Consider the following 24,610-nt stretch of genomic DNA (forward strand, 5'->3'; position numbering starts at 1 on the left):
CTCTCACGGATCACGATTCGGTAAACCGGTTAAATTCATCCTTGACGGCGGGCGGAGACGCAGGCATGCTGGTTCCCGAAGCGCGCAGTAAACCGGTTAACTTCCGGCCGTGCGCGATCCGACCTCGACCGGCGAAGGAGCCGCGAAGATGCCTGCAGCCACCACCGTCGACGACCGTCCGGCGCAGCCGCTCCGCGTCGCGATCGTCGGATACAGCTTCATGGGATCGATCCACGCCCAGGCCTGGACCACCGCCCCGCGGTTCTTCGACCTCGGCCCCGGCGTCGAACTCGTCGCCGTCAGCGGTCGGGACGCCGGAGCCGCCCATGCCTTCGCCGACCGATTCGGCATCGCCGACGTCGAGACCGACTGGCGCACCCTTCTCACCCGGGGCGACGTCGACGTCATCGACATCTGCACGCCGGGCCACCTCCACGCCGAGATCGCGATCGCCGCGCTCGACGCCGGCATCCACGTCCTCTGCGAGAAGCCGCTCGCCAACACACTCGAGGAGGCGGAGCGGATGGTCGCGGCCGCCGAACGCGCCGCGACCCAGGGCGTGCAGGCGATGGTCGGCTTCAGCTACCGCCGCACCCCGGCACTCGCCTACGCGCAGCGCCTCGTCGCCGACGGCCGGCTCGGCACCATCCGCCATATCCGCGCGCAGTACCTGCAGGACTGGATCGTCGACCCCGACTTCCCCCTCGTCTGGCGGTTGGACGCCGAGCAGGCCGGCTCCGGAGCGCTCGGCGACCTGGGTGCCCACATCATCGACCTCGTGGGCTTCGTGACGGGGCAGGAGCTCACCGGGGTCAGCGCGCTCAGCTCGACCTTCGTCACCGAACGTCCGCTCCCCGACGCGTCGAGCGGCCTCAGCGCCACCGCGACCGCCGCCACCCCGCGCACCGGCACGGTCACTGTCGACGACGCGGTCGTGTTCATCGGCCGGACGGACGGCGGGGCGCTCGCGACGTTCGAAGCCACCCGCTTCGCCACCGGCCGGAAGAACGCGATGCGCCTCGAGGTGGACGGCTCCGACGGCTCGATCACGTTCGACTTCGAGCGCATGAACGAACTCGAGTTCCACGACCACACCCTCCCGGCGGAGGAGGCCGGCTTCCGGCGCATCCTCGTCACCGAGCCCGGCCACCCCTACGCGGGCGCCTGGTGGCCGGCCGGGCACGGCCTCGGCTACGAGCACACCTTCGTCCACGAGGTCGCCGACCTCGCCCGCGACCTCGCCGCCGGCCGGCGACCCGAGCCGGGCTTCGCCGACGGCCTCCGCGTGCAGCGCATCCTCACCGCCGTCGCCGAGAGCGCCGCGGCGAACGCCGGCTGGGTCACGCTCGACCACTGACCACCACCGACCGATCCGACGACCATCCACCGCACCACGATCAGCACCGCACCACGATCACCACTCACCAGGCAAAGGAGCCATGACATGCGATCCACGACCACCCGCGACACGAAGCAGCGCCTCATCCGGCGGCCGCACGTGCTCGGTTCGCTCGCGATCCTCGCGATCACCCCGTTCGCCCTCACCGCGTGCAGCGGCGGCGGTGGCGCTGCGGCCGGCGGCGACGCCGACACCCTGACGATCCTCGACTACTACAACAACGAGCCCGACAAGACCCTCGTCGGCGAAGCCCTCGACCGCTGCGCCACGGAGCTCGACGTGAAGATCAAGCGCGAGAACGTCCCCGGCAAGGACCTCATCCAGAAGGTCCTGCAGCAGTCGTCGTCCAAGACGCTGCCGGACGTGCTCATGCTCGACAACCCGGACGTGCAGGAGATCGCGGCGACCGGCGGTCTCTCGCCGCTCAGCGACTACGACGTCGACACCTCCGGCTTCGCGAAGGGCATCCTCGACGCCGCGAGCTACGAGGGCGAGGTCTACGGCCTCGCACCGACGGTCAACACCCTTGGCCTCTTCTACAACGAGGACCTCCTCGCCGCGAAGGGCATCACCCCGCCCACCACGTGGGACGAGCTGAAGACGGCGGCGGCCGCACTCACCGAGGGCGACACCTACGGGCTCGCGTTCAGCTCCATCGCCACCTACGAGGGCAGCTGGCAGTTCCTGCCGTTCATGTGGACCAACGGGGGCGACGAGACCGACCTCACCACGCCGGCGGTCGCCGAGGCCCTGCAGCTGCAGGTCGACCTCGTGGACTCCGGCTCCGCGTCGAAGAGCGTCATCAACTGGTCGCAGGCCGACGTCAACGACCAGTTCATGGCCGGCAAGGCCGCGATGATGATCAACGGCCCGTGGCAGATCCCGGCACTCAGCGCCGACACGGACCTCAAGTACGGCAGCGTCCAGGTGCCGGTGAACAAGGCCGGTCAGACACCCGTCGCCCCGCTCGGTGGCGAGGTCTGGACCGTCCCGGTGACCGGGAACAAGGACAAGCAGGCGAAGGCCGCGAAGTTCGTCGAGTGCATCTCGAGCGACGAGAACCAGCTCGCCCTCGCCGAGGCACGCTTCACCGTCCCGACGAAGACGGCCCTGGCCGAGCAGTACGTCGCCAAGGTGCCCGAGATGGCCGCGTTCACCGAGCAGGTCGCCAACGCCCGCTCGCGCACCGGTGAACTCGGTGAGGAATGGCCCGAGGCCGCGACCGAGATCTACACCGCCATCCAGCTCGCCCTGACCGGGCAGGCGACGCCTGAAGAGGCGTTCAAGCAGGCGGCCGCGGGCTGATCCCGATGAGCAGCGGCATCGCCGGAGCCTCGCTCCAGGACCGGAAGACCGACCGACGTCCCGACGGCACCGACGGGGGTGCGCCCCTGAAGCGCACCCCTGCCGGGGCCGCCCGCCGGCGCCGACGCGTCCGTCGGGAAGACCTCGTCAAGCTCGGCTTCGTCGCCCCGGCAGCGCTCTACATCGTGCTGTTCTTCGGCTACCCGGTCGTCAAGAACGTGACGATGAGCTTCCAGGAGTACACGACGAAGACCTTCTTCACGGGCGAGGCACCGTGGGTCGGGTTCGCGAACTACGTGACCGTGTTCAGCTCCCAGCTGTTCACCCCGGCGCTCCTCAACACGGCGCTGTTCACGGTCGGCTCCATCGCCGGTCAGTTCGTGATCGGGCTCGCCCTCGCGGTGTTCTTCAAGCGACGCTTCCCCCTGAGCTCGTTCCTCCGGGCGATGCTGCTGCTCCCCTGGCTCCTCCCCCTGATCGTGTCGAGCGCCACCTGGCGGTCGATCCTCGATCAGGACAGCGGTGTCCTGAACACCGCCCTCGGCACCATCGGCCTCGGCGGAGTCCCGTGGTTGACCAGTCCTTCGGTCGCCCTGTTCGCGGTCGTCCTCGTGAACATCTGGATCGGCATCCCGTTCAACGTCACGATCCTCTACGGAGGCCTGCAGGACATCCCCGACGAACTGTACGAGGCGGGCGCGCTCGACGGCGCGACGGGGTGGAAGGCCTTCCGCCACATCACGTGGCCGAACCTCCGCCCGGTGGTGAGTGTGGTGCTCGTGCTCGGCGTCGTCTACACGATCAAGGTGCTGGACATCATCCTCGGCCTGACGAACGGCGGCCCGGCGAACGCCACCCAGACCCTGTCCGTGCGCTCGTACCAGGAGTCGTTCGTGAACTTCGAGTTCGGCGTCGGCGCCGCGTTCAGCAACATCCTGATCGTCATCTCGCTCCTCTTCGCGATCGTCTACCTCCGCGTCAACCGACGCGCGGTCGACGAGTAAGGACACCGACCCCTCATGACCACGACCAGCATCGTGACCGGCGGCCGACAGACCCGTCGCTTCGCCCCGGTCGGCCCGTCGCGTCGCCGCGGCGACCGACGACGCCTCGGCTCCACCGTCCTCGGCGTCCTCATCCTCGCGATCATGCTCTTCCCCGTCTACTGGATGGTGAACGCGTCGCTCCAGCCGTCGGGCAACACCCTCACCGGCGACTTCTTCCCCGTGAACCCGAGCTTCGCCGGGTACGAGAAGGCGATCGCCGACCAGGGCGGGCACCTCGTGACGAGCCTCGTCATCTCGCTCGGGACCGTCGTGCTGACCCTCGCGATCGCCGCACCCGCGGCCTACGCGCTCGCCCAGTTCCGGTTCCGGTGGATCAGCATCGCCCTGCTCGTGATCCTCATCGCGCAGATGATCCCCGGCATCGTGATCGCCAACGCCCTCTACTCCGCCTACAACGACCTCGGCCTGCTCAACTCGATCCCCGGGCTGATCCTCGCCGACGCGTCGCACGCCATCCCGTTCGCGATCCTCATCCTGCGGGCGTCGATGCAGACCATCCCGCCCTCGATCGTCGAGGCGGCACGGGTCGACGGCGCCGGGCTCGTGCGGGCGTTCGTCTCGATCGTCCTGCCCGTGAGCCGCAACGTGCTCATCACCGCCGGACTGTTCGCGTTCCTGTTCTCCTGGAGCGACTTCCTGTTCGCGCTGACCCTGACGACGACCGAGGACGTGCGCCCCGTGACCCTCGGGATCTACCAGTACCTCGGCTCGCAGGTGTCGAACTGGAGCGCCGTCATGGCGACCGCGGTCCTCTCGTCCCTGCCCGCCATCATCCTGCTCGTCATCGCCCAGCGCTTCATCGCCGCCGGGGCGACGGGCGGCGCCGTCAAATGACCGACCAGCACGCAGACACCCTCTCCGACCACGCAACGCATCCTCGAAGGAGCACCACCATGTCCGACAGCACCACCCCCGTCCGCGTCCTCGTCTGGGGCGAGAACCGTCACGAACAGATCGAGGAGAAGGTCCGCGCGATCTACCCCGACGGCATGCACACCACCATCAAGGAGGGCATCGAGGAGCACCTCGGCGCCGACGCGGTCGTCACCACCACGACGCTCGACGAGCCGGAGCACGGCCTGACCGAGGAGGTGCTCGCCGCGACCGACGTGCTCGTGTGGTGGGGTCACGCCGCGCACGACGAGGTCGCCGACGAGGTCGTCGAACGGGTCCACCAGCACGTCCTCGCCGGCATGGGCCTGCTCGTGCTGCACTCGGGCCACTGGTCGAAGATCTTCGGCAAGCTCATGGGCACCACCTGCACGCTGCGGTGGCGGTCTGAGGAGGACCGGGAGATCGTGTGGACGGTCGATCCGACCCACCCCATCGCCCAGGGTGTCCCCCACCCGTTCATCATCCCCGCGCAGGAGATGTACGGCGAGTTCTTCGACGTCCCGGCGCCGGACGAGCTGATCTTCCTCTCGACGTTCACGGGCGGCGAGGTGTTCCGCTCCGGCATGACCTACAAGCGCGGCTTCGGCAAGATCTTCTTCTTCTCCCCCGGCGACCAGGACTACCCCGTCTACCACCACGAGCACGTCCGACGCGTCCTCGCGAACGGCGTCCGGTGGGCGCACACGCTGCGGCCTGAGCGCGCGGTGCCGGTCCTCCTGCGGTACGAGACCGAGGACTTCTACAACGGTCGCGGCTACGAGGGAGCGCTCGAACGATGAGTGCGCCTGTCGACGGTGGCTTCGCGGTGCTCGCCGACGCGGCGGCCCCGGTGCGGCTCGTCCTCGTGGGCGCGGGCGGCATGGGCCGGGCCTGGCTCCGGACGATCCTCGCGAACCCCGACACGGAGCTCGTCGGCGTCGTCGACCTCGACACGGCCCTCGCCGAGTCGGCCGTCGCCGAGGCCGGGCTGCAGGTGGGTCCTGACGGTGTCGTCGTCGGGACCAGCGTGTCGGTCGTCGCCGAGGCCACCGGGGCGCACGCGGTCGTGAACGTGACCGTGCCCGCCGCGCACCATCCGGTGAACACCGAGGCGCTCTTCGCCGGGCTGCCCGTGCTGTGCGAGAAGCCGATCGCGCCCACGGTGGCGCAGGCCCTCTCCCTGGCCGCCACGGCGGAGGCGAGCGGACAGCTGCTGATGACGAGTCAGTCGCGCCGCTACTACGCGTCGATCGCCGCGTTCCGGGAGCAGGTCGCCTCGCTCGGCCGCCTGGGCTCGGCGACCACCGAGTTCTTCAAGGCGCCGCACTTCGGCGGGTTCCGCGAGGAGATGCCGCACGTGCTGCTCGTCGACATGGCCATCCATGCCTTCGACGCCGCCCGCTACGTCCTCGGAAGCGACCCGATCGCCGTGTACTGCGAGGAGTTCAACCCCGCCTGGAGCTGGTTCTCGGCCGATGCCGCCGCCACCGCGGTCTTCGAGTTCGCAGACGGTGTCCGATACACCTACAGCGGCAGCTGGTGCGCCGACGGCGTGGAGACGTCGTGGAACGGCAGCTGGCGCGTCAACGGTGAACACGGCACCGCGGTCTGGGACGGCGACTCCGCGCCCCGGCGGCAGCTCGCGCCGACGGACGGGGTGGCCGCCGAGGTCGAGACCGCGACGCTCGAGGCCGACGTGCCGGAGGAGATCGCCGGTTCGCTCGTCGAGTTCGTCGATGCGATCCGGACGGGACGGGTCCCCTCGGGCGAGGTCCACGCGAACGTCCTGAGCCTCGCGATGGTCGAGGCCGCCGTACGGTCCGCGGAGACCGGCGCGCGGGTGTCCATCGCGGACGTGCTCGCCCAGGCGCACGCGCAGGCGCTCGAGGCCGAACCGCGCGACGACGTCCGAGCGGCGCTCGTCCCCACCAGCTGAGCTGGGGCGGATCGTCGTCGTCGCGTGCTGCGGACGACGATCCGCCTCAGCTCACCACGTACCGTCGTCGAGGTTGCGGGTCACGCTCAGGCTGAAGGCCCGCCAGAGGCCGGAGTGACCCGGCGTCCGCGCGGCCCTGCTCGGCCACCCCGCGAAGCGCGCGACCCGGACGAAGCCGGCCTCGTGCCACACCGGGTCGGTCTTGCGGAAGCGATTCGGCTGCCAGACGACCGGGCGCTCCGGCAGGTTGCCCGAGGCCGGCGCACGCTTCGCCCGGAGCCCGGACAGGATCTCCGGCTCGGGCACGTGCTCGCCCACCCAGTCGAGCACGTCGAGCTCTGGCGAGTCGCCGTACCGGGACCGGTGGATGCCGACCACCCGGAACAGCGCCGTCCGTCCGTTCGGTGCGGTGAACGCGAGGACGTCGCCCGGTGTCAGGTCGTCCTCCACATGGCGCCACGATCGGCGGAGGCGTTTCGGCGCGGGCTGCGGGCCGAGGAGCTGCTCGCGCAGGCGCTGGAGCGCGGCGGTGCGGCGGGTGAGTTCGGTCCGGCCCGCCTCCGCCCACAGCTCCAGGTCGGCGCCACGATCGATCGCCGCGATCGCCCGCGCCCGCACCTCGGGATCGAGTCGCCCCACCTCGCTCTGCGCCGCCGCGAGCGGGATCCACAGCTCGCCGTCGTCGCGCTCCACCAGATGGGCGAAGGAGGCGATGGTCCGTCGCGTCGCCTCGTCGTCGGGCACCCGGTCCTGCACGAACTCGCGGTACTCCGTGCGGATGTCCGACGCCGTGTCGTTCGAGAAGATCGCCGTACCCCATGCGCCCATCCCGGCATCCTCGCAGACCACGCCCATCCGCGGCCAGGTCGGGCCCATACGATGGACGGAGCCCGACTCCGAGACGAAGGACGCTGCATGCCATCCCGCCCCACCAAGTTGATCCCGCCGACCTTCTCCCGCACGCCGTCGCTCGACGCCGAGACGGTCGAGTTGGAGGTGGCGATCGACTTCCCCGAGGGCGTCGAAGCCATCGGTCTCGCCGTCGCCCCCGCGCTCGACGGCGTACACGACGAGATCCCCGCGGCCCTCGGCCTCGACCGGGCGGCCCTGACCCGCGCCGGCTTCACCGGCGAGCTCGGCCAGACGCTCGTGATCCCCAGCCAGGACGCACCGACGTTCATCGCGGTCGGTGTCGGCGCCCCCGCGAAGCGCACCGCCGCCGCACTCCGCGACGTCGCCGCCGCCTTCGCCCGCGCCGCCTCCTCCTTCGCGACCATCGGCCTCGACGTCGCGCACGCGTTCAACCTCGACGCCGCATCGGCCGGACAGCTCGTCGTGGAGGGCGCCCTGCTCGCCCGCTACCGCTACACCGAGCTCAAGCGCGAGGCGAAGCGCACGCCGCTCGTCGCTCTCCACCTCGTCGCGGCCGGCGACGACCTCGCGGACACCGCGACCGGCGCCCACCGCGGCGAGGTCCTCGCCCGCTCGGCGAACCTGGCCCGCGATCTCGCGAACACCCCGCCCGGTCACCTCACGGCGACGGACCTCGCCGAGGTCGCGCAGCTCCTCGGCGCCGCCAACGGCTTCGACGTGGAAGTCTTCGACAAGGACGCGCTCATCGAGCTCGGCCTCGGTGGTCTGCTCGGCGTCAACGCCGGCAGCCTCGAAGAGCCCCGCTTGATCAAGCTGCGGTACACGCCGAAGGACGCCGACGGGTCGCCCGTCGAACCGGCCGGGCACCTCGCGCTCGTCGGCAAGGGCATCATGTACGACTCGGGCGGCATCTCGCTCAAGCCCTCCGACCCGTCGCACGCCGCGATGAAGATGGACATGGCGGGTGCCGGCGCGATCCTCTCCGCCATGACCGCGCTGGACGAGTTGCACTGCGCGAGCAGCGTCACGGCGTTCCTCATGTGCACGGACAACATGCCCTCCGGCTCGGCGACGATGCTCGGCGACGTGCTGACGTTCCGCAACGGCACGACCGTCGAGATCAAGAACACGGACGCCGAGGGTCGCCTCGTCCTCGCCGACGGCCTGAGCCTGGCGGTCGAGGAGGGCCCCGACGCGATCGTCGACATCGCGACGCTGACGGGCGCCGCGATCATGGCGCTCGGCACGAAGACCGCCGCGGTGCACGGGACCGAGCAGGGCATCGTCGACCGGACGCTCGCTTCGGCGAAGGCCACTGACGAGCAGCTGTGGCAGCTGCCCCTCGAGCGCAGCTATCGGAAGCAGCTCGACTCCGACGTCGCCGACCTCGCCAACATCGGTGGTCGCTACGCCGGTTCGACGCTCGCCGCGCTGTTCCTCGCCGAGTTCGTCGGCGATGTGCCGTGGGCGCACCTCGACATCGCCGGAACCATGCTCGTGGAGTCCGACGAGTCGTGGCGTTCGAAGGGCGCGACCGGCTACGGCACGCGTCTCCTCGTCGACCTGGCGCTGAACTTCAGCGCCTGAGCCGAGGCCGGCCGGTCGGTCCCTGAGCTCGTCGAGGGCTCAGGGACCCGCCGACCCCACCTGCAACGCGGTCCCTGACCGCTTCCACCCCGGTCCCTGAGCTTCCACCCCGGTCCCTGAGCTTGTCGAAGGGCCCGCGTTGCCGTTCCGGCAAGAAACCACCGCCTGACGCCCGGCGCAGGGCAGGCTGGGCGGATGACCTCCGAGCACGAGCCCACCCTCACCGATCCCGCCGAGTTCTGGGAGGACCGTTACCGCAGCCGTGGTCAGGTGTGGAGCGGCCGGCCGAACGCCGCCCTCGAGCGCGAGGTGGGCGACCTCCGCCCCGGCACCGCGCTCGAGCTCGGGAGCGGCGAGGGAGCCGACGCGGTCTGGCTCGCGCAGCAGGGCTGGTCCGTCACGGCGGTCGACATCTCCCCGACCGCGCTGGCCCTCGGCCGCTCCACCGCGGAGGCCGCCGGGGTCGCCGACCGCATCACCTGGATCGAGGCCGACCTCGCCACGTGGGAACCCTCCGGCCGCTTCGACCTCGTCGCCGCGACGTTCCTGCACTCCCCGGTCGCGTTCCCGCGTGAGGAGGTCCTCCGTCGCGCCGCCTCGGCTGTGGCTCCCGGCGGCACGCTCCTCGTCGTCGGGCACGGCGGTCCGCCGCCCTGGAGCACCGGGCACCTCGGGCACGCCCACTTCCCCACGCCGGAGGAGGTGCATGCCTCGCTCGAGCTCGACGCCGCCGAGTGGGAGGTCCGCACCTCGGCGCTCGTCCCCCGTGCCGCGATCGGCCCGTCGGGCGAGCCCGCCGAGCTCGACGACAGCGTCCTCCACCTCCGCCGCCGTCCCTAACTCAGGATCCCCTCGGAGCGTCGCGCCGCCCCACCCGCGTGTCGCACCCGACACGCCGCGACACTCCTGAGTTCGGGACAGCACCACACCTGCCGGGCACCCGGACCGACACCCGTTCTCAGCGTCCCTCACTCAGGAGCGTCCCGGCGCGTCGCGCCGCCCGACCGGCGCGTCGCACCCGACACGCCGCAGCACTCCTGAGCTCGGGACAGAACGGCAGCGTTCAGCGTCGCGGCGGCGCGCCCACCGATCCGCGCTCGATGAGCGTCTGGGCGAGCACGAACTCCTCGGTCTCCGAGCCCGTCCCACCGATCCGGGCGATCAGCCGACGCGCGGACTCCGCACCGAGCTCGTAGATCGGCTGGGAGACGACGGTGATCGGGGGCGTCGTGAGGCTCGTCCAGTCGGCGTCGTCGAACGCGATGAGCGACACGTCGCCCGGGATCGCCAGGCCGAGTTCCCGGATGGTCCGGAACACGGCTGAGCCGACGAGGCTGTCGGAGGCGACGATCGCCGTGACGGCATCGGGACCGTCGAGGACCCGCCGCGTGATGACGTCGATCCCGTCCGCGCGGGCGTTGAGGTGGACGAAGGAGGCGGGATCCTCGACCCCGGCTTCGCCGAGCGCCGCCGTGAACCCGTCGATGCGGTCGCCCACCGAGGAGGACCCGACGACGTCGCCGGAGACGTAGGGGTGCTCATGGGCGAGCGTCGACACGAAGGCGATGCGCCGGTGACCGGCTTCGAGGAGGTGCCGGGTCGCCGCAGCCGCTCCCGAGGCGTTGTCGGCGACGACCGTGTCCGCCTCCATGCCGGCCGCTCGGCGGTCGAGGAGTACCACGGGCCGACCTTCCGCGAGCGCCGTTTGTAAACTTCTCGTTTCGATCGAGGAGGCCGGGGTCACGATGAACCCGTCCACGCGCTTGTCGAGGAGCAGCTCGATCGCGGCCGTCTCGGCGTCGATCTCCTCGTCGGAATTGGCGAGGATGAGGTCGAATCCGGCGGCTTGCGCGACGTCGGAGATCCCTCGGGTGGCTCGGGCGAAGAAGGGGTTCTCGATGTCACCGATGACCACTCCGATGGTGTTCGACTTCCCCGTGTTCATGCTCTTCGCGAGGGCGTTGGGGCGGTAGCCGAGGCGTTCGGCAGCAGCCTGCACGCGGTCCCTGACGTCCTCGCTCACGGCCCCGTAGTCGCCGAGCGCTCGGGCCGCCGTGGCCTTGGAGACCTTGGCGGCTTTCGCGACGTCGGACACCGTCGTCTCGCGTCGTCCGGTAGCCGGATCCGTTGCCATGTGCCCTCCGATGGGGTTCTGCTTCGTCGTTGACGTCGTTCCGGAACCAGGGTACTGTCCTGGACAACCTGTTGAGACCGGTCTCAAGCTACTCGATTGAGACCGGTCTCACCAGCAGAACGACAGCAACGGAGCTGACGGCGTCCACAAGACACGAGCCGACGGTTCCCTCCACGCACCACGAACTCCTCCCCATGATTGGACTCGCCGTGACGAATCGCTCCACCCTCCGCAGGACGGCCCTCCTGGCCGTCGCTGCGGCGACCGCCCTCATCCTCTCCGCGTGCTCCGGTGGTGCCGGCGCCGCGAGCAGCACCGAGGACAACCCCTACGGGCTCATCACCCCCGGACAGATCCGCGTCGCCAGCCTCGGCGACTCGAAGCCGTACACCTTCACGGATGCCGACGGGACGTTCACCGGATTCGACGTCGAACTCTTCACCGACGTCGCCAAGCGGATCGGGATCGACGACGTCGTCTTCACCGGCCAGGACTTCTCCGGCCTGCTCTCCGCCGTCGCGAACGGCCAGTTCGACGTCGGCGTCGCCGCCATCGGCATCACCAAGGAACGCGAGCAGACCGTCGACTTCTCCGACGGCTACCTCGCCGGATACCTCACGGTCATGGCGTCGAAGGACTCCGGCATCACCGATGCGGACAGCCTCGCGGGCAAGCGCCTCGGCGTCGTCCAGGGCACGCTCCAGGAGGCGTACGCGGTCAAGAACTTCACCAAGACCGAACTCGTCCGCTTCCCCGACAACAACTCGGCGATCTCCGCGGTTAACAGCGGCAGCATCGACGCCCACTTCCTCGACTACGAAGCGGCGAAAGAGTACGCGGCCCAGTACGGCCTCGTGAACGCCATCGACATCCCGTCCTTCGACGCACCGGCCGGCTTCGCCATCGCGAAGGACAAGCCCGAGTTCAAGAAGGCCCTGGACAAGGCCCTCGCCGAGGCGATGGAGGACGGCACCTGGAAGAAGCTCTACCAGAAGTGGTTCCCGGGCTCCCCGATGCCCGAGCAGTACCTCCCGAAGGCGGAGCAGACGTCCAGCCCCAGCCCGAGCGCGTCCGAGTAGCCCCCAGCCCCGTCTCGTGGTGCGGGTCGCACACCGGCCCGCACCACACCATCCCACCCCTCAGGAGCAGACAGCATGGACTGGCTCGACAGCATCATCAAGACCTTCTTCGACTTCGACGCGATGTGGCAGGTGTTCCCGCAGCTGCTCGGCGTGGGACTCGTCAACACCCTCGTCATCTCGATCGCCGCCACGGTCATCGGCGTCGTCCTCGGCATGATCATCGCGATCATGGGCATCTCGCCCTCGCGCTGGCTCCGGGTGCCCGCGCGGATCTACACCGACGTGTTCCGCGGCCTCCCGGCGATCCTCACCATCCTCCTCATCGGCCAGGGCTTCGCCCGCTTCAGCCAGCAGCTGTTCGGCCCCTCCCCCTACCCCCTGGGCATCCTCGCCCTCAGCCTCATCGCCTCCGCCTACATCGGCGAGATCTTCCGCGCCGGCATCCAGAGCGTCGACCGCGGCCAGCTGGAGGCCTGCCGGGCGCTCGGCATGAGCTACGGCAAGGCCATGCGACTCGTGGTGGTGCCGCAGGGCATCCGCCGGGTGCTGCCGGCACTCGTCAACCAGTTCATCGCCATCGTGAAGGACTCGAGCCTCGTCTACTTCCTCGGGCTCCTCGTCAGCGAGCGCGAGCTGTTCCGGGTCGGTCAGGACGCCGCCGTCCTCACCGGCAACCTCTCGCCGCTCGTCATGGCGGGTCTGTTCTACCTCGTCATCACCGTGCCCCTCACCCACCTCGTCAACTTCTTCGACAACCGCTTCCGCACCGGGCGCCGCAAGGCCACCCCGCCGAAGAGCGGCCTCGACGAGCTCGACGAGGTGCAGCCACCCCTGCCAGCCACCACCGGGAGCAACACATGACCTACACCTCTCCCCTGCCCGTCACCGACGGACACTTCTACCGCGGCTCCAGCCTGGAGCTCCGCGACGTCTCGATGGCGTACGGCGACATCCACGTCATCCGCGAGGTGAGCATCGACGTGGAGCCGGGCACCACGACGTGCATCATCGGGCCGTCCGGCTCCGGGAAGTCGACGCTGCTCCGCGGGGTGAACCGGCTGCACGAGCCCACCTCCGGAGACGTGCTCCTCGCCGGTGAGAGCGCCCTGAAGATGAAGCCGGAACGGCTCCGGACGCGGGTCGGGCTCGTGTTCCAGCACTTCAACCTGTTCCCCGACCACACCGCACTGGAGAACGTCGCCCTCGCGCTGCGGAACGTGAAGGGGATGTCGAAGAGCGAGTCGCTCCGGGTCGCCGCGGCACGGCTGGACGACGTCGGGCTGGGCGAACGGTCCGACCACCGGCCGCGCGACCTCTCGGGCGGCCAGCAGCAGCGGGTCGCGATCGCCAGGGCCCTCGCGATGGAACCCGAGGTCATGCTGTTCGACGAGGCCACGAGCGCGCTCGATCCTGAGCTCGTGAAGGGCGTCCTCAACCTCATGGCCGGGCTCGCGCAGCGCGGCATGACGATGCTCGTCGTCACCCACGAGATGGGCTTCGCGCGCAAGGTCGCCGACCAGGTCGTGTTCATGGACGAGGGTCGCGTCGTCGAGGCGGGCACGCCATCACAGCTGTTCGACGCACCGCAGAGCCCGCGCCTGCAGCGCTTCCTCTCCGAGGTCCTCTGATGGCGGCGCGCGTCACCGGCGCGATCCGGACGGGTGTCATCGGCTTCGGCACCTCCGGCGCGGTGTTCCATGCGCCGTTCCTCGCGGCGGATCCGGCCTACTCGCTCGACCTCGTCGTGACCTCCGACCCGGATCGGCGGGCCGAGGCACTCGGCCGATACCCGGGCGTCCAAGTGGTGTCGACGGCCGAGGAGCTCTTCGCCCGGGCCGACGAGCTCGACCTCGTCGTCATCGGCTCGCCATCCGGCACGCACGCCGCGCTCGCGACAGCCGCCCTGGAAGCAGGCCTGCACGTCGTGGTCGACAAGCCGTTCGCCGTCACCGCGGCCGAGGGCCGGGCCGTCGTCGACCGCGCGGCGGCGGTCGATCGACTCGTCACCGTCTTCCAGAACCGCCGATGGGACGGCGACTTCCTGACCGTGCGGCAGCTGCTCGACGAGGGCGCGCTCGGGCGTGTCCACCGCTACGAGTCGCGCTTCGAGTGGTGGAAGCCGGACCCGCCCGCAACGTGGAAGACGGTCGCCACCGCGGCGGACGGTGGCGGCATCCTCTACGACCTCGGTACGCACGTGATCGACCAGGCGATCCAGCTGTTCGGGGAGGTCGAGGACGTCCACGCCGAGCTCGGGGTCGTCCGGCCGGGGGCGGTCGCCGACGACGACGCCTTCGTGGCCCTCCGGCATCGATCCGGCGTGCGCTCGCACCTGTGGATGGGGTCGCTCGTCGCCCAGGCGGGCCCCCGGTTCCGCATCCTGGGGTCCTCCGGCGCCTACACCTCGTGGGGACTCGACGGCCAGGAGCCCGCGCTCAAAGCCGGCGCCGATCCCCGCGACGAGGGGTTCGGGCGGCGCGACACATCGGGCTGGGGCTCGATCGGCGTCGACGGCGCGACGGAGCCCGTCCCGATGGCCGACGGCGACTACGCCGCCTTCACGCGCCTCCTCGCGACCGCGCTCCACGACGGCGGTCCGCCACCGGTCGATCCGGCCGACGCGATCGCCGTCCTCGAGATCATCGAGGCCGTCCACACGGCCGCAGCAGCTTCAGCACGCAGTACTCCAGAACAGAAAGAGCAGACAGCATGAGCACCAGCACCCAGACCAGCCGTCGCGTCGTCGTCATCGGCGGGGGCATCCTCGGAACGTCCAGCGCCGTCGCCATCGCCCGCCGTGGCGCCGAGGTGACCCTCGTGACCGACCGGTCCCTCGCCAGCGGCGCCTCCGGGCGGTCGCTCGCCTGGCTGAACTCCGCGGCCCGCCGCTCGAGCGAGTACCACGCGCTCCGCGTCCTCGGGATCGACCGCTGGCGGACCTTCGCCGCGCAGGTGCCGAGCGCGGACTTCCTCCGCTTCGACGGCGGGCTCATGTGGGCGCCGGAGGGCGAGTCCTACGCCGACACCTTCGCGTACGAACGCGGCATCGGCTACGACGCCCGGTGGTTGGCGCCGGAGGACATCGCTTCGGTCACACCCGGTGTCGACCCGGCCGCCGTGGCCGCCGAGGGCGCGATCTTCAACCCGGGCGAGGGGTGGGTCGAACTGCCGTCCGTCATCGAGATCCTGTCCCGCGAGTTCGTCGCCCGCGGTGGACGGATCGTGACGGACGCCGGAGCCGAGATCGCCTCCGCCGGTGGCCGCGCGGTGGGTGCGGTCCTCGCGAACGGCGACCGCATCGACGCCGACGCGGTCCTGCTGGCCACGGGTCCGGACGTCCCGGCCCAGCTCGCCGCGCTCGGCATCACGATCGGTGACCAGAGCCCGGCCGCGTTCGTCGCGTTCACGAAGCCGGCCGCCTCGGAGCTCGTCGCCGTGCTCAACACGCCGAAGGTCGCCGTCCGCCGCACGAGGGACGGCGGCTTCGCCCTGGACTCCGCGTGGTCGGAGGAGGAGATCGAGGTCCGGGACGACGGCTCGCTACACATCGCCGACTCGACGGTGGAGCGGCTGCTGGCCGAGGGCTCGCGGGTGCTCGCCGGCAACCCGAGCCTCGAGCTCGACCACATCGGCGCGGGGTACAAGCCGATCCCGGGCGATGGCGAGCCGGTCTTCGGCGCGGTCCCGCAGCTGCCGGGCCTGTTCACGGCGTTCAGCCACAGCGGAGCGACGCTCGGGCTCATCGCCGGCGAACTCCTCGCCGACGAGATCGTCGACGGCGAACCCTCGCCGCTCCTCGCGACGTTCCGCCCCGAGCGGTACGCCGACTCGCCCGTCCCCGCGTAGGTCCGGTCGGTTCACGACTCAGGACGACCCCGGCGGGTCACGCCGGCCGCCCCGGTGTGTCCGGCGGACGCGCCGCACCGGTCCTGAGTTGTGAACCCCGCGCCGTCCCGCTGTCCCCATCGCCCTAACTCAGGAGACCTCCGGTGTGTCACCGTCGCTCCAGCCCGACACGCCGCAGGACTCCTGAGATAGGGACGGGAGGGACCACGACAGAACGCCCGCCGCACTCCAGGAGTGCGGCGGGCGTTTCGCGGTACGGGGTGCGACTAGTCGGTGCCGGAGTCGAACGCAGCGCCTTCGGACGCGAGGTCCGTCGCGCGCTCGAGGGCGTCGGCCGTCGGGTCGAGGAGTTCGCCGCCGAGGATCTCCTGCGCCTCACCCTGCTCGAGCTTGCCGACGAGCTCTGCCGTCGCGCCACCGACGATGCCGGCGGCCGCATACTGCTCGAGCCGCGAACGCGAGTCGGCGATGTCGAGGTTCCGCATGGTGAGCTGCCCGATGCGGTCGTCAGGACCGAACGCGGCGTCGCCGACGCGCTCCATCGAGAGCTTGTCGGGGTGGTAGCTGAGGCCGGGGCCCGAGGTGTCGAGGATCGTGTAGTCGTCGCCGCGGCGCAGACGGATCGAGACCTCGCCGGAGACGGCGGAACCGACCCAACGCTGGATCGACTCGCGCAGCATGAGCGACTGCGGGTCGAGCCAACGGCCCTCGTACATGAGGCGGCCGAGACGGCGACCCTCGTTGTGGTAGTTCGCGACCGTGTCCTCGTTGTGGATCGCGTTGAGCAGACGCTCGTACGCGATGTGCAGGAGGGCCATGCCGGGAGCCTCGTAGATGCCGCGGCTCTTCGCCTCGATGATGCGGTTCTCGATCTGGTCGCTCATGCCGAGGCCGTGACGTCCACCGATGGCGTTGGCCTCGAGGACGAGCGCGACCGCGTCGTCGTACTCCACGCCGTTGAGCGCGACCGGGCGGCCGGCCTCGAACGTGACGGTGACGACCTCGGAGGCGATCGCGACGTCTTCACGCCAGAACGGCACGCCCATGATCGGCTCGACGAGTTCCATGCCGGAGCTGAGCTCCTCGAGACGCTTGGCCTCGTGGGTGGCGCCCCAGATGTTCGCGTCGGTGCTGTACGCCTTCTCCGTGGAGTCGCGGTACGGGAAGTCGCGGGCGACGAGCCACTCGCTCATCTCCTTGCGGCCACCGAGCTCGTTGACGAAGTCGACGTCGAGCCACGGCTTGTAGATGCGCAGACGCGGGTTCGCGAGCAGCCCGTAACGGTAGAACCGCTCGATGTCGTTGCCCTTGTAGGTGGAGCCGTCGCCCCAGATGTCGACGCCGTCCTCCTTCATGGCGCGGACGAGCATGGTGCCCGTCACCGCACGGCCGAGCGGCGTGGTGTTGAAGTACGTCTTGCCGGCGTTGCGGATGTGGAACGCACCGCACTGCAGTGCGACGAGCCCCTCTTCCACGAGCGCGGACTTCGCGTCGACGAGTCGGGCGATCTCCGCGCCGTACTCCTTCGCGCGATCGGGGACGGCACCGATGTTCGGTTCATCCGCCTGGCCGATGTCGGCGGTGTAGGTGCACGGGACGGCACCCTTCTCGCGCATCCAGGCGACGGCGACGGAGGTGTCGAGACCTCCGGAGAAGGCGATGCCGACGCGCTCGCCGACGGGGAGGCTGCTCAAGACTTTAGACACGCCTGCGATTCTACGGGTTCGTGGGGTGCGGAGCACGTCACCGCCGGTACCGCCGAACGCCCGCCGGGGGACGGCGGGCGTTCAGGCGGCATCGACGGTGACGCTGCTGTGAACCGGACGGATCGGACCAGGTCCACCCAGGCGCTGTTCGGGTCTCGCGCCGCGGGCTTCACGGGTGCATCGGGATGACGATTCGTCGACTCCAGAGCGATTCTGACAGCGACCGACGCCCCTCCACAGGTCCCAATAGTGGGGACATCGGGGAGGGGCGACAGACGTGGACGGCCCGTCGACAGGCACCGGGGCCGGGAACGGGTGCTACCAGATGGTGACGCGCTCCTCAGGGGCGAGCCAGGCAGCGTCGGACTCCGTCACGCCGAACGTCTCGTAGAAGGCGTCGATGTTGCGGACGATCTGGTTGCAACGGAACTCGTTCGGCGAGTGCGGGTCGATCGACAGGAGGCGGATGACCTCGGCGTCGCGGCCCTTCTGCTGCCAGGCCTGTGCCCAGGAGAGGAAGAACCGCTCCGCACCCGTGAGGCCGTCGACGACCGGCGGCTCCGCGCCCTCGAGCGACAGCAGGTAGGCCTTCCAGGCGATGCCGAGCCCGCCGAGGTCGCCGATGTTCTCACCGATGGTGAGCGCACCGTTGACGTGGTGGTCGGGCACCTGGGCGGGAGCGAGGGCGTTGTACTGCTCGATGAGCGACGCCGTGCGCTCCTCGAAGGCGGCGCGGTCGGCCTCGGTCCACCAGTCGGTGAGTCGGCCGTCGCCGTCGAACTTGGAGCCCTGGTCGTCGAAGCCGTGGCCGATCTCGTGCCCGATGACCGCCCCGATGGCCCCGTAGTTGGCGGCGGCGTCGCGGCCGGCGTCGAAGAACGGGTACTGGAGGATGGCGGCGGGGAAGACGATCTCGTTGAAGCCGGGGTTGTAGTAGGCGTTGATCGTCTGCGGCGTCATGAACCACTCGTCGCGGTCGAGCGGCTTGCCGATCTTCCCGAGCTCCCGGTCCATCTCGAAGCGGCTGGCGCGACGGACGTTGCCGAGCAGGTCATCGGCGTCGAGCTCGAGCGCCGAGTAGTCGCGCCACTTCACGGGGAAGCCGATCTTCGGCGTGAACTTGTCGAGCTTCTCGAGCGCACGGGTGCGGGTCTCGGGACTCATCCACTCGAGGTGCTCGATGCTGTCGCGGTACGCCTCGACGAGGAACCCGACGAGGACGTCCATCTCGTCCTTGGCCGAGGTGCCGAAGTGGCGGTCGACGTAGATGCGTCCGACGGCCTCACCGAGCATGCCCTCGACGAGCGAGACGCCGCGCTTCCAGCGCTCGCGCTGCTGGGGCGTACCCGTGAGCGTCTTGCCGTAGAAGTCGAAGTTGGCCCGGCCGAACTCCTCGGAGAGGTACGGGGCGGCACCGTGGACGACCTTCCAGGCCAGCCAGTCCTTCCACGACTCGAGCTGCTCGCCGACGAGGAGCTCGCCGAGGCCCTCGAGGAAGCTCGGCTCGCGGACGACGAGTTCGGCGAACACCTCGTCGGCGGCGCCGATCGCGTCGCGCCAGACGGCGAGGTTCGGGCCGTCGAGGTCGGCGCCGGCCGCGAGGGCCGCCGCTTCGTCCCAGCCGTACAGGTTGTAGGTCTTCTCGCTGTCGCGGGTGGCGACGTTGTCCCAGTGCTTGGACGCGATCGCGGTCTCGAGCGCGAAGACGCGGTCGGCGCGCCCTGCGGCATTGTCGAGGCCGGCGAGTTCGAACATCGTCTGGAGGTGGGCGCGGTAGGCGTCACGGATCTCGGCGAAGGTGTCCTCGCGGAAGTAGGACTCGTCGGGGAGGGTGATGCCGCCCTGCTCCGCGAACACGAGGTAGCGCTCGGGGTTGCCCGGGTCGTTGTCGACGAAGAGCTGGAGGAAGCCGCCGACGCCCTCGGCCTCGAACTCGCCCGACAGGCGCAGGAACGCCTCGATGGAGTCGACGGCGGCGACGCGGGCGAGCTGGTCGGCGAGCGGTGCGGCACCGAGCGCGTTGGCGCGGTCGACGTCCATGAAGCTGGCGTACAGGGCGCCGATCTTCACGCCCTCCGGGCCGTCGGGGTTCGACTGCGACTCCTCGATGATGGCGCGGACCGCGTTCTCCGCGTCCTCCGCGAGCTGGTGGAACGACCCCCAGCGGGCCTTGTCGTCGGGGATCTCGGTCCGGTCGATCCACTTGCCGTTCACATGCCGGAAGAGGTCGTCCTGCGGCCGGACGGCCGGGTCGAGTTCGGAGCGGTCGATGCCGGAGGCGAGCTGCGCGTCAGTCATGCGGCTCAGCCTAGCGACGGCTCCTGACGACGGGTCGGGTGTTCTCTCAGAGCTGGCAGACGGTCCGGGTCCGGCACCGGTGGAGCGGTGTCGGACGTGGCTCGACGGGTGAGGGACTACCTTGGACGCACCGGTCGGAAGGAGCGCGCGTGGACTGGTTGTCCGAGTTCCCGCCCGGAGTCCTCCTGCTGGTCGTCTTCCTGGTCGTCGCGGTCGAAAGCCTCGGCGTCCCCCTGCCGGGCGAGACCGTGCTGATCGGCGCGACGCTCCTCGCGGCGTCGAGCGGACTCAACCCCGTGTTCGTCGCAGCGGCCGCCGCGGGCGGGGCGATCCTCGGAGACTCGATCGGGTACTGGGTCGGCAAGCGCTACGGGCGGCGACTCCTCTCGGTGCTCAACCGTCGGTTCCCGAAGCAGGTGGGGCCGAAACGACTCGGTGCCGCGGTGCACCTCATGCGTCGCTGGGGGCCGTGGGCGGTGTTCGTCGGACGCTTCATCGCCGTCCTCCGTATCTTCTCCGGACCGCTGGCGGGCATGTTCCGGATGACCTACCCGCACTTCCTGCTCGCCAACGCCGCCGGCGGCATCGCCTGGGCATCGCTCGTCGTGACCGTGGTCACGCTGCTCGGGAGTGCCGCGACCGAGTTCCTGCACCGCTTCTCCTGGGCGGCCCTCGCCCTCGCGGGTGCGGCGGCGGTCGTGATCGCCGTCGTCCTCGTCTTCCGCGCGCGTCGGCGCGCCGCCCGACCGGTCGAGGAGCGCACCGCGGTCTCGCTGACCGAGGCGGAACTCGACGAGCTGCTGTCGCCGTCCGGCTCGGCGGCCCTGGCGTCAGCGGCGCCGCAGACCACGCCGACCGCTCCGACGCCGAGCGCCGCTCCCGTCCGGACAGACCTGCGCGCAGCGATCGCCGCGGTCTTCACCCCGCTCCGCTGGGCGCTCAGGACGACGCCGGCGACCACCGCCTTCGTGACCGTCTTCGTCGCGTTGGGGGTCGTCACCGGCGGGCTGTGGCGACCGATCGACCAGGCCGCCTGGTACCCGTCGTTCGCCTACGGCGTGCCGAGTCTCGAGGCCGGTCGTTGGTGGACGGTGCTCACGGGCATGTTCATCACCGCCGACCCGCTCACCTACCTCATCGCGATCCTCGGCGCCGCGGTGTTCGGCGGATGGGTCGAGGCGCGCTTCGGCACCCTGCGGGCGTCGGCGATCTTCCTGTCCGGGCACCTCGTCGGCATCCTCGGAGCCCTCGGGGCGGCGACCGCGCTCGCGCAGCTCGACTGGCCGTGGGCGCAGTCACTCGCGACGACCCTCGACGTCGGCCCGAGTTGCGGCATCCTGGCCTGCGTGGCCACGGCCACCGCGTTCATGCGGTCCCCGTACCGGCTGCGCTGGCGGCTCCTCCTGCTGTCGTGGGTGTCGATCGCCCTCCTCTACGTCGGGAAGATCGACGACCTCGAGCACTGGATCGCGACGGTCGTGTTCGTCGTCGTCGCCCGACTCCTCATCGGGGAACACCGTTCGACGCCGCGACCGACGATGCGGGACTGGCGGCTCTTCGCGGTCGCCGGGCTGCTCGTCATCGGCGCGGTGCAGCTGCTCGTCACGCTCGTGCCGCTCGACGGGCCGCTCGGCTCGACCACCCTGACGCAGGGCTCCATCCTCGACGTGGGGCTCGACACGGTGGCGATCCTACTGATCGCGAACTGGCTCCGGCGCGGACATCGCTGGGCGTGGTGGGCGGCGATGGTCCTGACCGTCGGCAACCTGCTCACGACCCTCGCGCTCGTCGCGTTCACCTGGTTTGCGATGGTGCCACTCGTGGCGTCGACGATCTGGATCTCGGCGAGCGTGCTCTGGGTGGGGCAGGCGGTGGTGCTCGTGCTCTCGCGGCACGCGTTCCGGGTGGCGGCGAACCAGACCAGACGGCGACTGCCCGGCGCGGTCGGGCCCGGAGCGCGGCGGGCGCGGGCGCGGGCCGCCGAGCTGCTCCGCGAGGACGGCGGCGGGCCACTGTCGGCGTCGGCGCTCCGACCCGAGAACCGGATCTTCGTCACGGCGGACGGCGGCCACGCCGTGTTCTACCAGCAGCACGCGGGCGTCGCGCTGGCGCTCGGTGAACCGATCGGCGCGCGCGATGGTGCCCCGGACGCGGTGCTGGCGTTCACGGCGGCGGCCGAGCAGGCGGGGCTGACCCCGGCCGCGTTCGCGGTGCGGGAGCCGAGCATCGTGCCCGAAGGCTGGCGTGTGTCGCCGCTCGGGCGGGACCTCGTGCTCGAGCTCCCTGCGGCGAACGCCCGCGACGGCGGTGCCGGCGATCCGGCCGACAACGGTCCCGCCACGGAGCCCGAGTGGTCGTCGATCCTGCTGCCGTCGGACGAGCTGCCCTGGGAGCTGCGCAGCCAGATCCGCGCGCTGACCTCGGTGTGGGTCTCCGACCGGCGGGTGCCCGAGCTGGGACTGACCGTGGGCGCGAGTGTCGAGACTGCCGGAGCAACAGGGCAGGCCCGGTCGGCCGCGCGGAGTTCAGTCGTGACCGACGCCCGCGGCACGGTGCTGGCGGCAGTGACCTGGCTGCCGATCCCCGGCCCAGGCGGCACCGTCGGCGGCTGGGCCCTCGACACGGTCCTGCGCGCGGTGGCGACCGACGCCACCGGCGAAGCGGAGACGCCGTCCTCCGCGGACGTCAACCGAGCCGTCGAGCGGGCACTGACCGATGCCTGCCGTCGGTTCGCCGCCGCGGGGGCGTCGACGGTCTCCTTCTCGGCGTCGGGCCTGGCGCGTGACGGCTCGGAGCCAGACGGTGTCGCCGTGCGCACGGTGGCCGGCATCGCCCACCGCGTCGATCCGCTCCACGGCTTCGCCGAGATCGCCGCCGTCGCAGAACGGCTCGGCGCCACGTCCGTGCCACTGTTCCTCGCCTGCCGTGAGGACGCCGACCAGCCGCGGGTCGCCTACGCCGCTGCCGCAGGCTTCCTCACCGGCATCCGCCTCCGCGACCTCCCCGCCCTCAGCGGCTCGCTGCTCGTGCGGGAGCAGGACGGGCAGTCCGGACCGCTGCCCGACGACCCGAGCAACCGGGTCGGTGGCCACGACTAGGCTCGGCGGGTGACCACGGGACAGGACAGGCGACGACTCCGACCGGTCGATCGCGACATCCTCCGGCTCGCGGTCCCGGCGCTCGGAGCGCTCATGGCGGAGCCGCTGTTCCTCCTCGCCGACTCGGCGATGATCGGCCACCTCGGGGTCGTGCCGCTCGCCGGCCTCGGCGTCGCGAGCGCGGTGCTGCAGACCATCATCGGGCTCATGGTGTTCCTGGCCTACGCGACGACCCCCGCCGTCGCCCGCCGACTCGGCCACGGCGACGAACGCGGCGCGGTCTCGCTCGGCGTCGACGGACTCTGGCTGTCCCTCGGCCTCGGCGTCGTGATCGGTGCGGCCGGCTGGTTCCTCTCCCCCACCCTCGTCGGATTGTTCGGCGCGACCGACGCCGTCGCCCAGCAGGCCGACACCTACCTCGGCATCTCGATGATCGGCATCCCCGCGATGCTGCTCGTCTTCGGCGCGACCGGTCTGCTGCGTGGCCTCCAGGACACCACCACGCCCCTCGTCGTCGCCGGCGCCGGGTTCGCCGCGAACATCGGCCTCAACTTCCTCTTCATCTACGGTCTCGGCCTCGGGATCGCCGGCTCGGCCCTCGGCACCGTCATCGCCCAGTGGGGCATGGTCGTCGCCTACCTCGTCGTCGTCCTGCGCCACGCGCGACGGACCGGCGCGAGCCTGCGCCCGCATCGCGCCGGGCTCGGCGGGGCGGCCCGCTCCGGTGGCTGGCTGTTCCTCCGCACCGTCAGCCTCCGCGCGGCGATGCTCATCGCCGTGTTCGTCGCGACCGACCTCGGCACGGACGAGCTCGCCGGCTTCCAGCTCGTCATGACCCTCTTCGCCACCCTCGCCTTCGCACTCGACGCCCTCGCGATCGCCGCCCAGGCGCTCGTCGGCAAGGGGCTCGGCGCCGGCGACGTGGGCGGAGTCCGCGCCGTCCTCGTCCGATGCCTGCAGTGGGGCGTCGGGTCGGGGATCGTCCTCGGCCTCGTCGTCGCGCTCGCGAGCCCGGTCATCGGCCTCGTGTTCACGAGCGACCCGAAGCTCGCAGCCCTGATCGTCCCCGCGCTCATCGTGCTCGCGGTCACCACACCACTCGGCGGGATCGTGTTCGTCCTCGACGGCGTCCTCATCGGCGCCGGCGACGCGAAGTACCTCGCGATCACCGGCCTGCTCAACACGGTCGTGTTCCTCCCGTTCGCCCTCGCCGTCCTCGCCTGGGCCCCCGGCGGACCCACCGGGCTCACGTGGCTGGCCCTCGCCTTCTTCGTCGGATACCTCGGCGCCCGAGCGACCACACTCGGACTCCGCGCCCGCACGAGCGGGTGGATGCGCACCGGGATCTGACCGACGATTGGGGAGTCCTCCCCATTGAATCGGCGGCCTCCGTCCACGATCCTGGC

19 protein-coding genes are annotated in these 24,610 nt (G+C 70.7%); 15 read left to right on the top strand and 4 right to left on the bottom strand.

The window, feature by feature from the left end; translation table 11 throughout:
* Positions 1–148: 148 nt before the first annotated feature.
* The 6 genes from ASF68_RS10215 (at position 149) to ASF68_RS10240 (ending at position 6,580) form a co-directional block, all read left to right on the top strand.
* Positions 149–1,357, top strand: coding sequence for a Gfo/Idh/MocA family protein (locus ASF68_RS10215; protein ID WP_056011750.1), 1,209 nt, complete (start codon positions 149–151; stop codon positions 1,355–1,357).
* 87 nt (positions 1,358–1,444) lie between these two features.
* Positions 1,445–2,704 (top strand): ABC transporter substrate-binding protein, encoded by a 1,260-nt coding sequence (locus ASF68_RS10220; RefSeq protein ID WP_082455986.1) that lies wholly within the window; start codon positions 1,445–1,447, stop codon positions 2,702–2,704.
* Between the two features lie 5 nt (positions 2,705–2,709).
* Positions 2,710–3,708, top strand: a complete 999-nt coding sequence (locus tag ASF68_RS10225) for a carbohydrate ABC transporter permease (protein WP_056009881.1) — start codon at positions 2,710–2,712, stop codon at positions 3,706–3,708.
* Between the two features lie 15 nt (positions 3,709–3,723).
* The gene (locus ASF68_RS10230) at positions 3,724–4,605 is read left to right on the top strand and encodes a carbohydrate ABC transporter permease (RefSeq protein ID WP_056009883.1); all 882 of its coding nucleotides are present in this window, start codon (positions 3,724–3,726) and stop codon (positions 4,603–4,605) included.
* A 59-nt stretch (positions 4,606–4,664) separates the two neighbouring features.
* Complete coding sequence (locus ASF68_RS10235) at positions 4,665–5,444, top strand: ThuA domain-containing protein (protein ID WP_056009885.1); 780 nt, start codon at positions 4,665–4,667, stop codon at positions 5,442–5,444.
* Positions 5,441–6,580, top strand: a complete 1,140-nt coding sequence (locus tag ASF68_RS10240; protein WP_082498568.1) for a Gfo/Idh/MocA family protein — start codon at positions 5,441–5,443, stop codon at positions 6,578–6,580. Before ASF68_RS10235 ends, ASF68_RS10240 begins: the two co-directional genes overlap by 4 nt.
* 51 nt (positions 6,581–6,631) lie before the next feature.
* On the opposite strand, the gene ASF68_RS10245 is transcribed toward ASF68_RS10240, so the two are convergent.
* Positions 6,632–7,408 (bottom strand): hypothetical protein, encoded by a 777-nt coding sequence (locus ASF68_RS10245; RefSeq protein ID WP_056009887.1) that lies wholly within the window; start codon positions 7,406–7,408, stop codon positions 6,632–6,634.
* An 87-nt stretch (positions 7,409–7,495) separates the two neighbouring features.
* Between ASF68_RS10245 and ASF68_RS10250 the strand changes: the two genes are divergently transcribed.
* A complete protein-coding gene (locus ASF68_RS10250) occupies positions 7,496–9,040 on the top strand; it encodes a leucyl aminopeptidase (RefSeq protein ID WP_056009889.1) in 1,545 nt (514 codons plus the stop codon).
* A 195-nt stretch (positions 9,041–9,235) separates the two neighbouring features.
* Positions 9,236–9,880, top strand: a complete 645-nt coding sequence (locus tag ASF68_RS10255; protein ID WP_056009891.1) for a cyclopropane-fatty-acyl-phospholipid synthase family protein — start codon at positions 9,236–9,238, stop codon at positions 9,878–9,880.
* A 223-nt stretch (positions 9,881–10,103) separates the two neighbouring features.
* Here ASF68_RS10255 and ASF68_RS10260 read toward each other — a convergent pair whose 3' ends face one another.
* Positions 10,104–11,174, bottom strand: a complete 1,071-nt coding sequence (locus ASF68_RS10260) for a LacI family DNA-binding transcriptional regulator (protein ID WP_056009893.1) — start codon at positions 11,172–11,174, stop codon at positions 10,104–10,106.
* A gap of 209 nt (positions 11,175–11,383) precedes the next feature.
* Here ASF68_RS10260 and ASF68_RS10265 point away from each other — a divergent pair, with 209 nt between their 5' ends.
* The 5 genes from ASF68_RS10265 to ASF68_RS10285 all read left to right on the top strand — a co-directional run bounded on the left by ASF68_RS10265 (position 11,384) and on the right by ASF68_RS10285 (position 16,102).
* Positions 11,384–12,253 carry an ABC transporter substrate-binding protein gene (locus ASF68_RS10265; protein ID WP_235526783.1) on the top strand — a complete coding sequence of 290 codons (870 nt, stop codon included), beginning with the start codon at positions 11,384–11,386 and terminating at the stop codon, positions 12,251–12,253.
* 75 nt (positions 12,254–12,328) lie between these two features.
* Positions 12,329–13,117, top strand: a complete 789-nt coding sequence (locus ASF68_RS10270) for an amino acid ABC transporter permease (protein ID WP_056009897.1) — start codon at positions 12,329–12,331, stop codon at positions 13,115–13,117.
* On the top strand, positions 13,114–13,884 hold the full coding sequence (locus tag ASF68_RS10275; RefSeq protein ID WP_056009899.1) for an amino acid ABC transporter ATP-binding protein: 771 nt from the start codon (positions 13,114–13,116) through the stop codon (positions 13,882–13,884). The genes ASF68_RS10270 and ASF68_RS10275 overlap by 4 nt, the downstream gene beginning before the upstream one ends.
* The gene (locus ASF68_RS10280; RefSeq protein ID WP_056009900.1) at positions 13,884–14,969 is read left to right on the top strand and encodes a Gfo/Idh/MocA family oxidoreductase; all 1,086 of its coding nucleotides are present in this window, start codon (positions 13,884–13,886) and stop codon (positions 14,967–14,969) included. The genes ASF68_RS10275 and ASF68_RS10280 overlap by 1 nt, the downstream gene beginning before the upstream one ends.
* Positions 14,966–16,102 carry an FAD-binding oxidoreductase gene (locus ASF68_RS10285; RefSeq protein ID WP_056009901.1) on the top strand — a complete coding sequence of 379 codons (1,137 nt, stop codon included), beginning with the start codon at positions 14,966–14,968 and terminating at the stop codon, positions 16,100–16,102. Before ASF68_RS10280 ends, ASF68_RS10285 begins: the two co-directional genes overlap by 4 nt.
* Positions 16,103–16,368: 266 nt before the next feature.
* Here the strand turns inward: ASF68_RS10285 and argG are convergent, their stop codons facing one another.
* The gene (gene argG / locus ASF68_RS10290; RefSeq protein ID WP_056009903.1) at positions 16,369–17,808 is read right to left on the bottom strand and encodes an argininosuccinate synthase; all 1,440 of its coding nucleotides are present in this window, start codon (positions 17,806–17,808) and stop codon (positions 16,369–16,371) included.
* Between the two features lie 318 nt (positions 17,809–18,126).
* The gene (locus ASF68_RS10295) at positions 18,127–20,106 is read right to left on the bottom strand and encodes a M13 family metallopeptidase (RefSeq protein WP_056009905.1); all 1,980 of its coding nucleotides are present in this window, start codon (positions 20,104–20,106) and stop codon (positions 18,127–18,129) included.
* Positions 20,107–20,255: 149 nt separating this feature from the next.
* Between ASF68_RS10295 and ASF68_RS10300 the strand changes: the two genes are divergently transcribed.
* The gene (locus ASF68_RS10300; protein ID WP_056009907.1) at positions 20,256–23,204 is read left to right on the top strand and encodes a VTT domain-containing protein; all 2,949 of its coding nucleotides are present in this window, start codon (positions 20,256–20,258) and stop codon (positions 23,202–23,204) included.
* A gap of 9 nt (positions 23,205–23,213) precedes the next feature.
* Positions 23,214–24,554, top strand: a complete 1,341-nt coding sequence (locus ASF68_RS10305; RefSeq protein ID WP_056009909.1) for an MATE family efflux transporter — start codon at positions 23,214–23,216, stop codon at positions 24,552–24,554.
* Positions 24,555–24,610: the final 56 nt, after the last annotated feature.

This window comes from Plantibacter sp. Leaf314, from assembly GCF_001423185.1.
In the GTDB taxonomy this organism is placed as follows: Bacteria; Actinomycetota; Actinomycetes; order Actinomycetales; family Microbacteriaceae; genus Plantibacter.

What these genes read in the sequence shown, in the direction of transcription:
- ASF68_RS10215 (WP_056011750.1), top strand. Translation starts at nt 149, where the DNA reads ATGCCTGCAGCCACCACCGTCGACGACCGTCCGGCGCAGCCGCTCCGC.
- ASF68_RS10220 (WP_082455986.1), top strand. Translation starts at nt 1,445, where the DNA reads ATGCGATCCACGACCACCCGCGACACGAAGCAGCGCCTCATCCGGCGG.
- ASF68_RS10225 (WP_056009881.1), top strand. Translation starts at nt 2,710, where the DNA reads ATGAGCAGCGGCATCGCCGGAGCCTCGCTCCAGGACCGGAAGACCGAC.
- ASF68_RS10230 (WP_056009883.1), top strand. Translation starts at nt 3,724, where the DNA reads ATGACCACGACCAGCATCGTGACCGGCGGCCGACAGACCCGTCGCTTC.
- ASF68_RS10235 (WP_056009885.1), top strand. Translation starts at nt 4,665, where the DNA reads ATGTCCGACAGCACCACCCCCGTCCGCGTCCTCGTCTGGGGCGAGAAC.
- ASF68_RS10240 (WP_082498568.1), top strand. Translation starts at nt 5,441, where the DNA reads ATGAGTGCGCCTGTCGACGGTGGCTTCGCGGTGCTCGCCGACGCGGCG.
- ASF68_RS10245 (WP_056009887.1), bottom strand. Translation starts at nt 7,408, where the DNA reads ATGGGCGCATGGGGTACGGCGATCTTCTCGAACGACACGGCGTCGGAC.
- ASF68_RS10250 (WP_056009889.1), top strand. Translation starts at nt 7,496, where the DNA reads ATGCCATCCCGCCCCACCAAGTTGATCCCGCCGACCTTCTCCCGCACG.
- ASF68_RS10255 (WP_056009891.1), top strand. Translation starts at nt 9,236, where the DNA reads ATGACCTCCGAGCACGAGCCCACCCTCACCGATCCCGCCGAGTTCTGG.
- ASF68_RS10260 (WP_056009893.1), bottom strand. Translation starts at nt 11,174, where the DNA reads ATGGCAACGGATCCGGCTACCGGACGACGCGAGACGACGGTGTCCGAC.
- ASF68_RS10270 (WP_056009897.1), top strand. Translation starts at nt 12,329, where the DNA reads ATGGACTGGCTCGACAGCATCATCAAGACCTTCTTCGACTTCGACGCG.
- ASF68_RS10275 (WP_056009899.1), top strand. Translation starts at nt 13,114, where the DNA reads ATGACCTACACCTCTCCCCTGCCCGTCACCGACGGACACTTCTACCGC.
- ASF68_RS10280 (WP_056009900.1), top strand. Translation starts at nt 13,884, where the DNA reads ATGGCGGCGCGCGTCACCGGCGCGATCCGGACGGGTGTCATCGGCTTC.
- ASF68_RS10285 (WP_056009901.1), top strand. Translation starts at nt 14,966, where the DNA reads ATGAGCACCAGCACCCAGACCAGCCGTCGCGTCGTCGTCATCGGCGGG.
- ASF68_RS10295 (WP_056009905.1), bottom strand. Translation starts at nt 20,106, where the DNA reads ATGACTGACGCGCAGCTCGCCTCCGGCATCGACCGCTCCGAACTCGAC.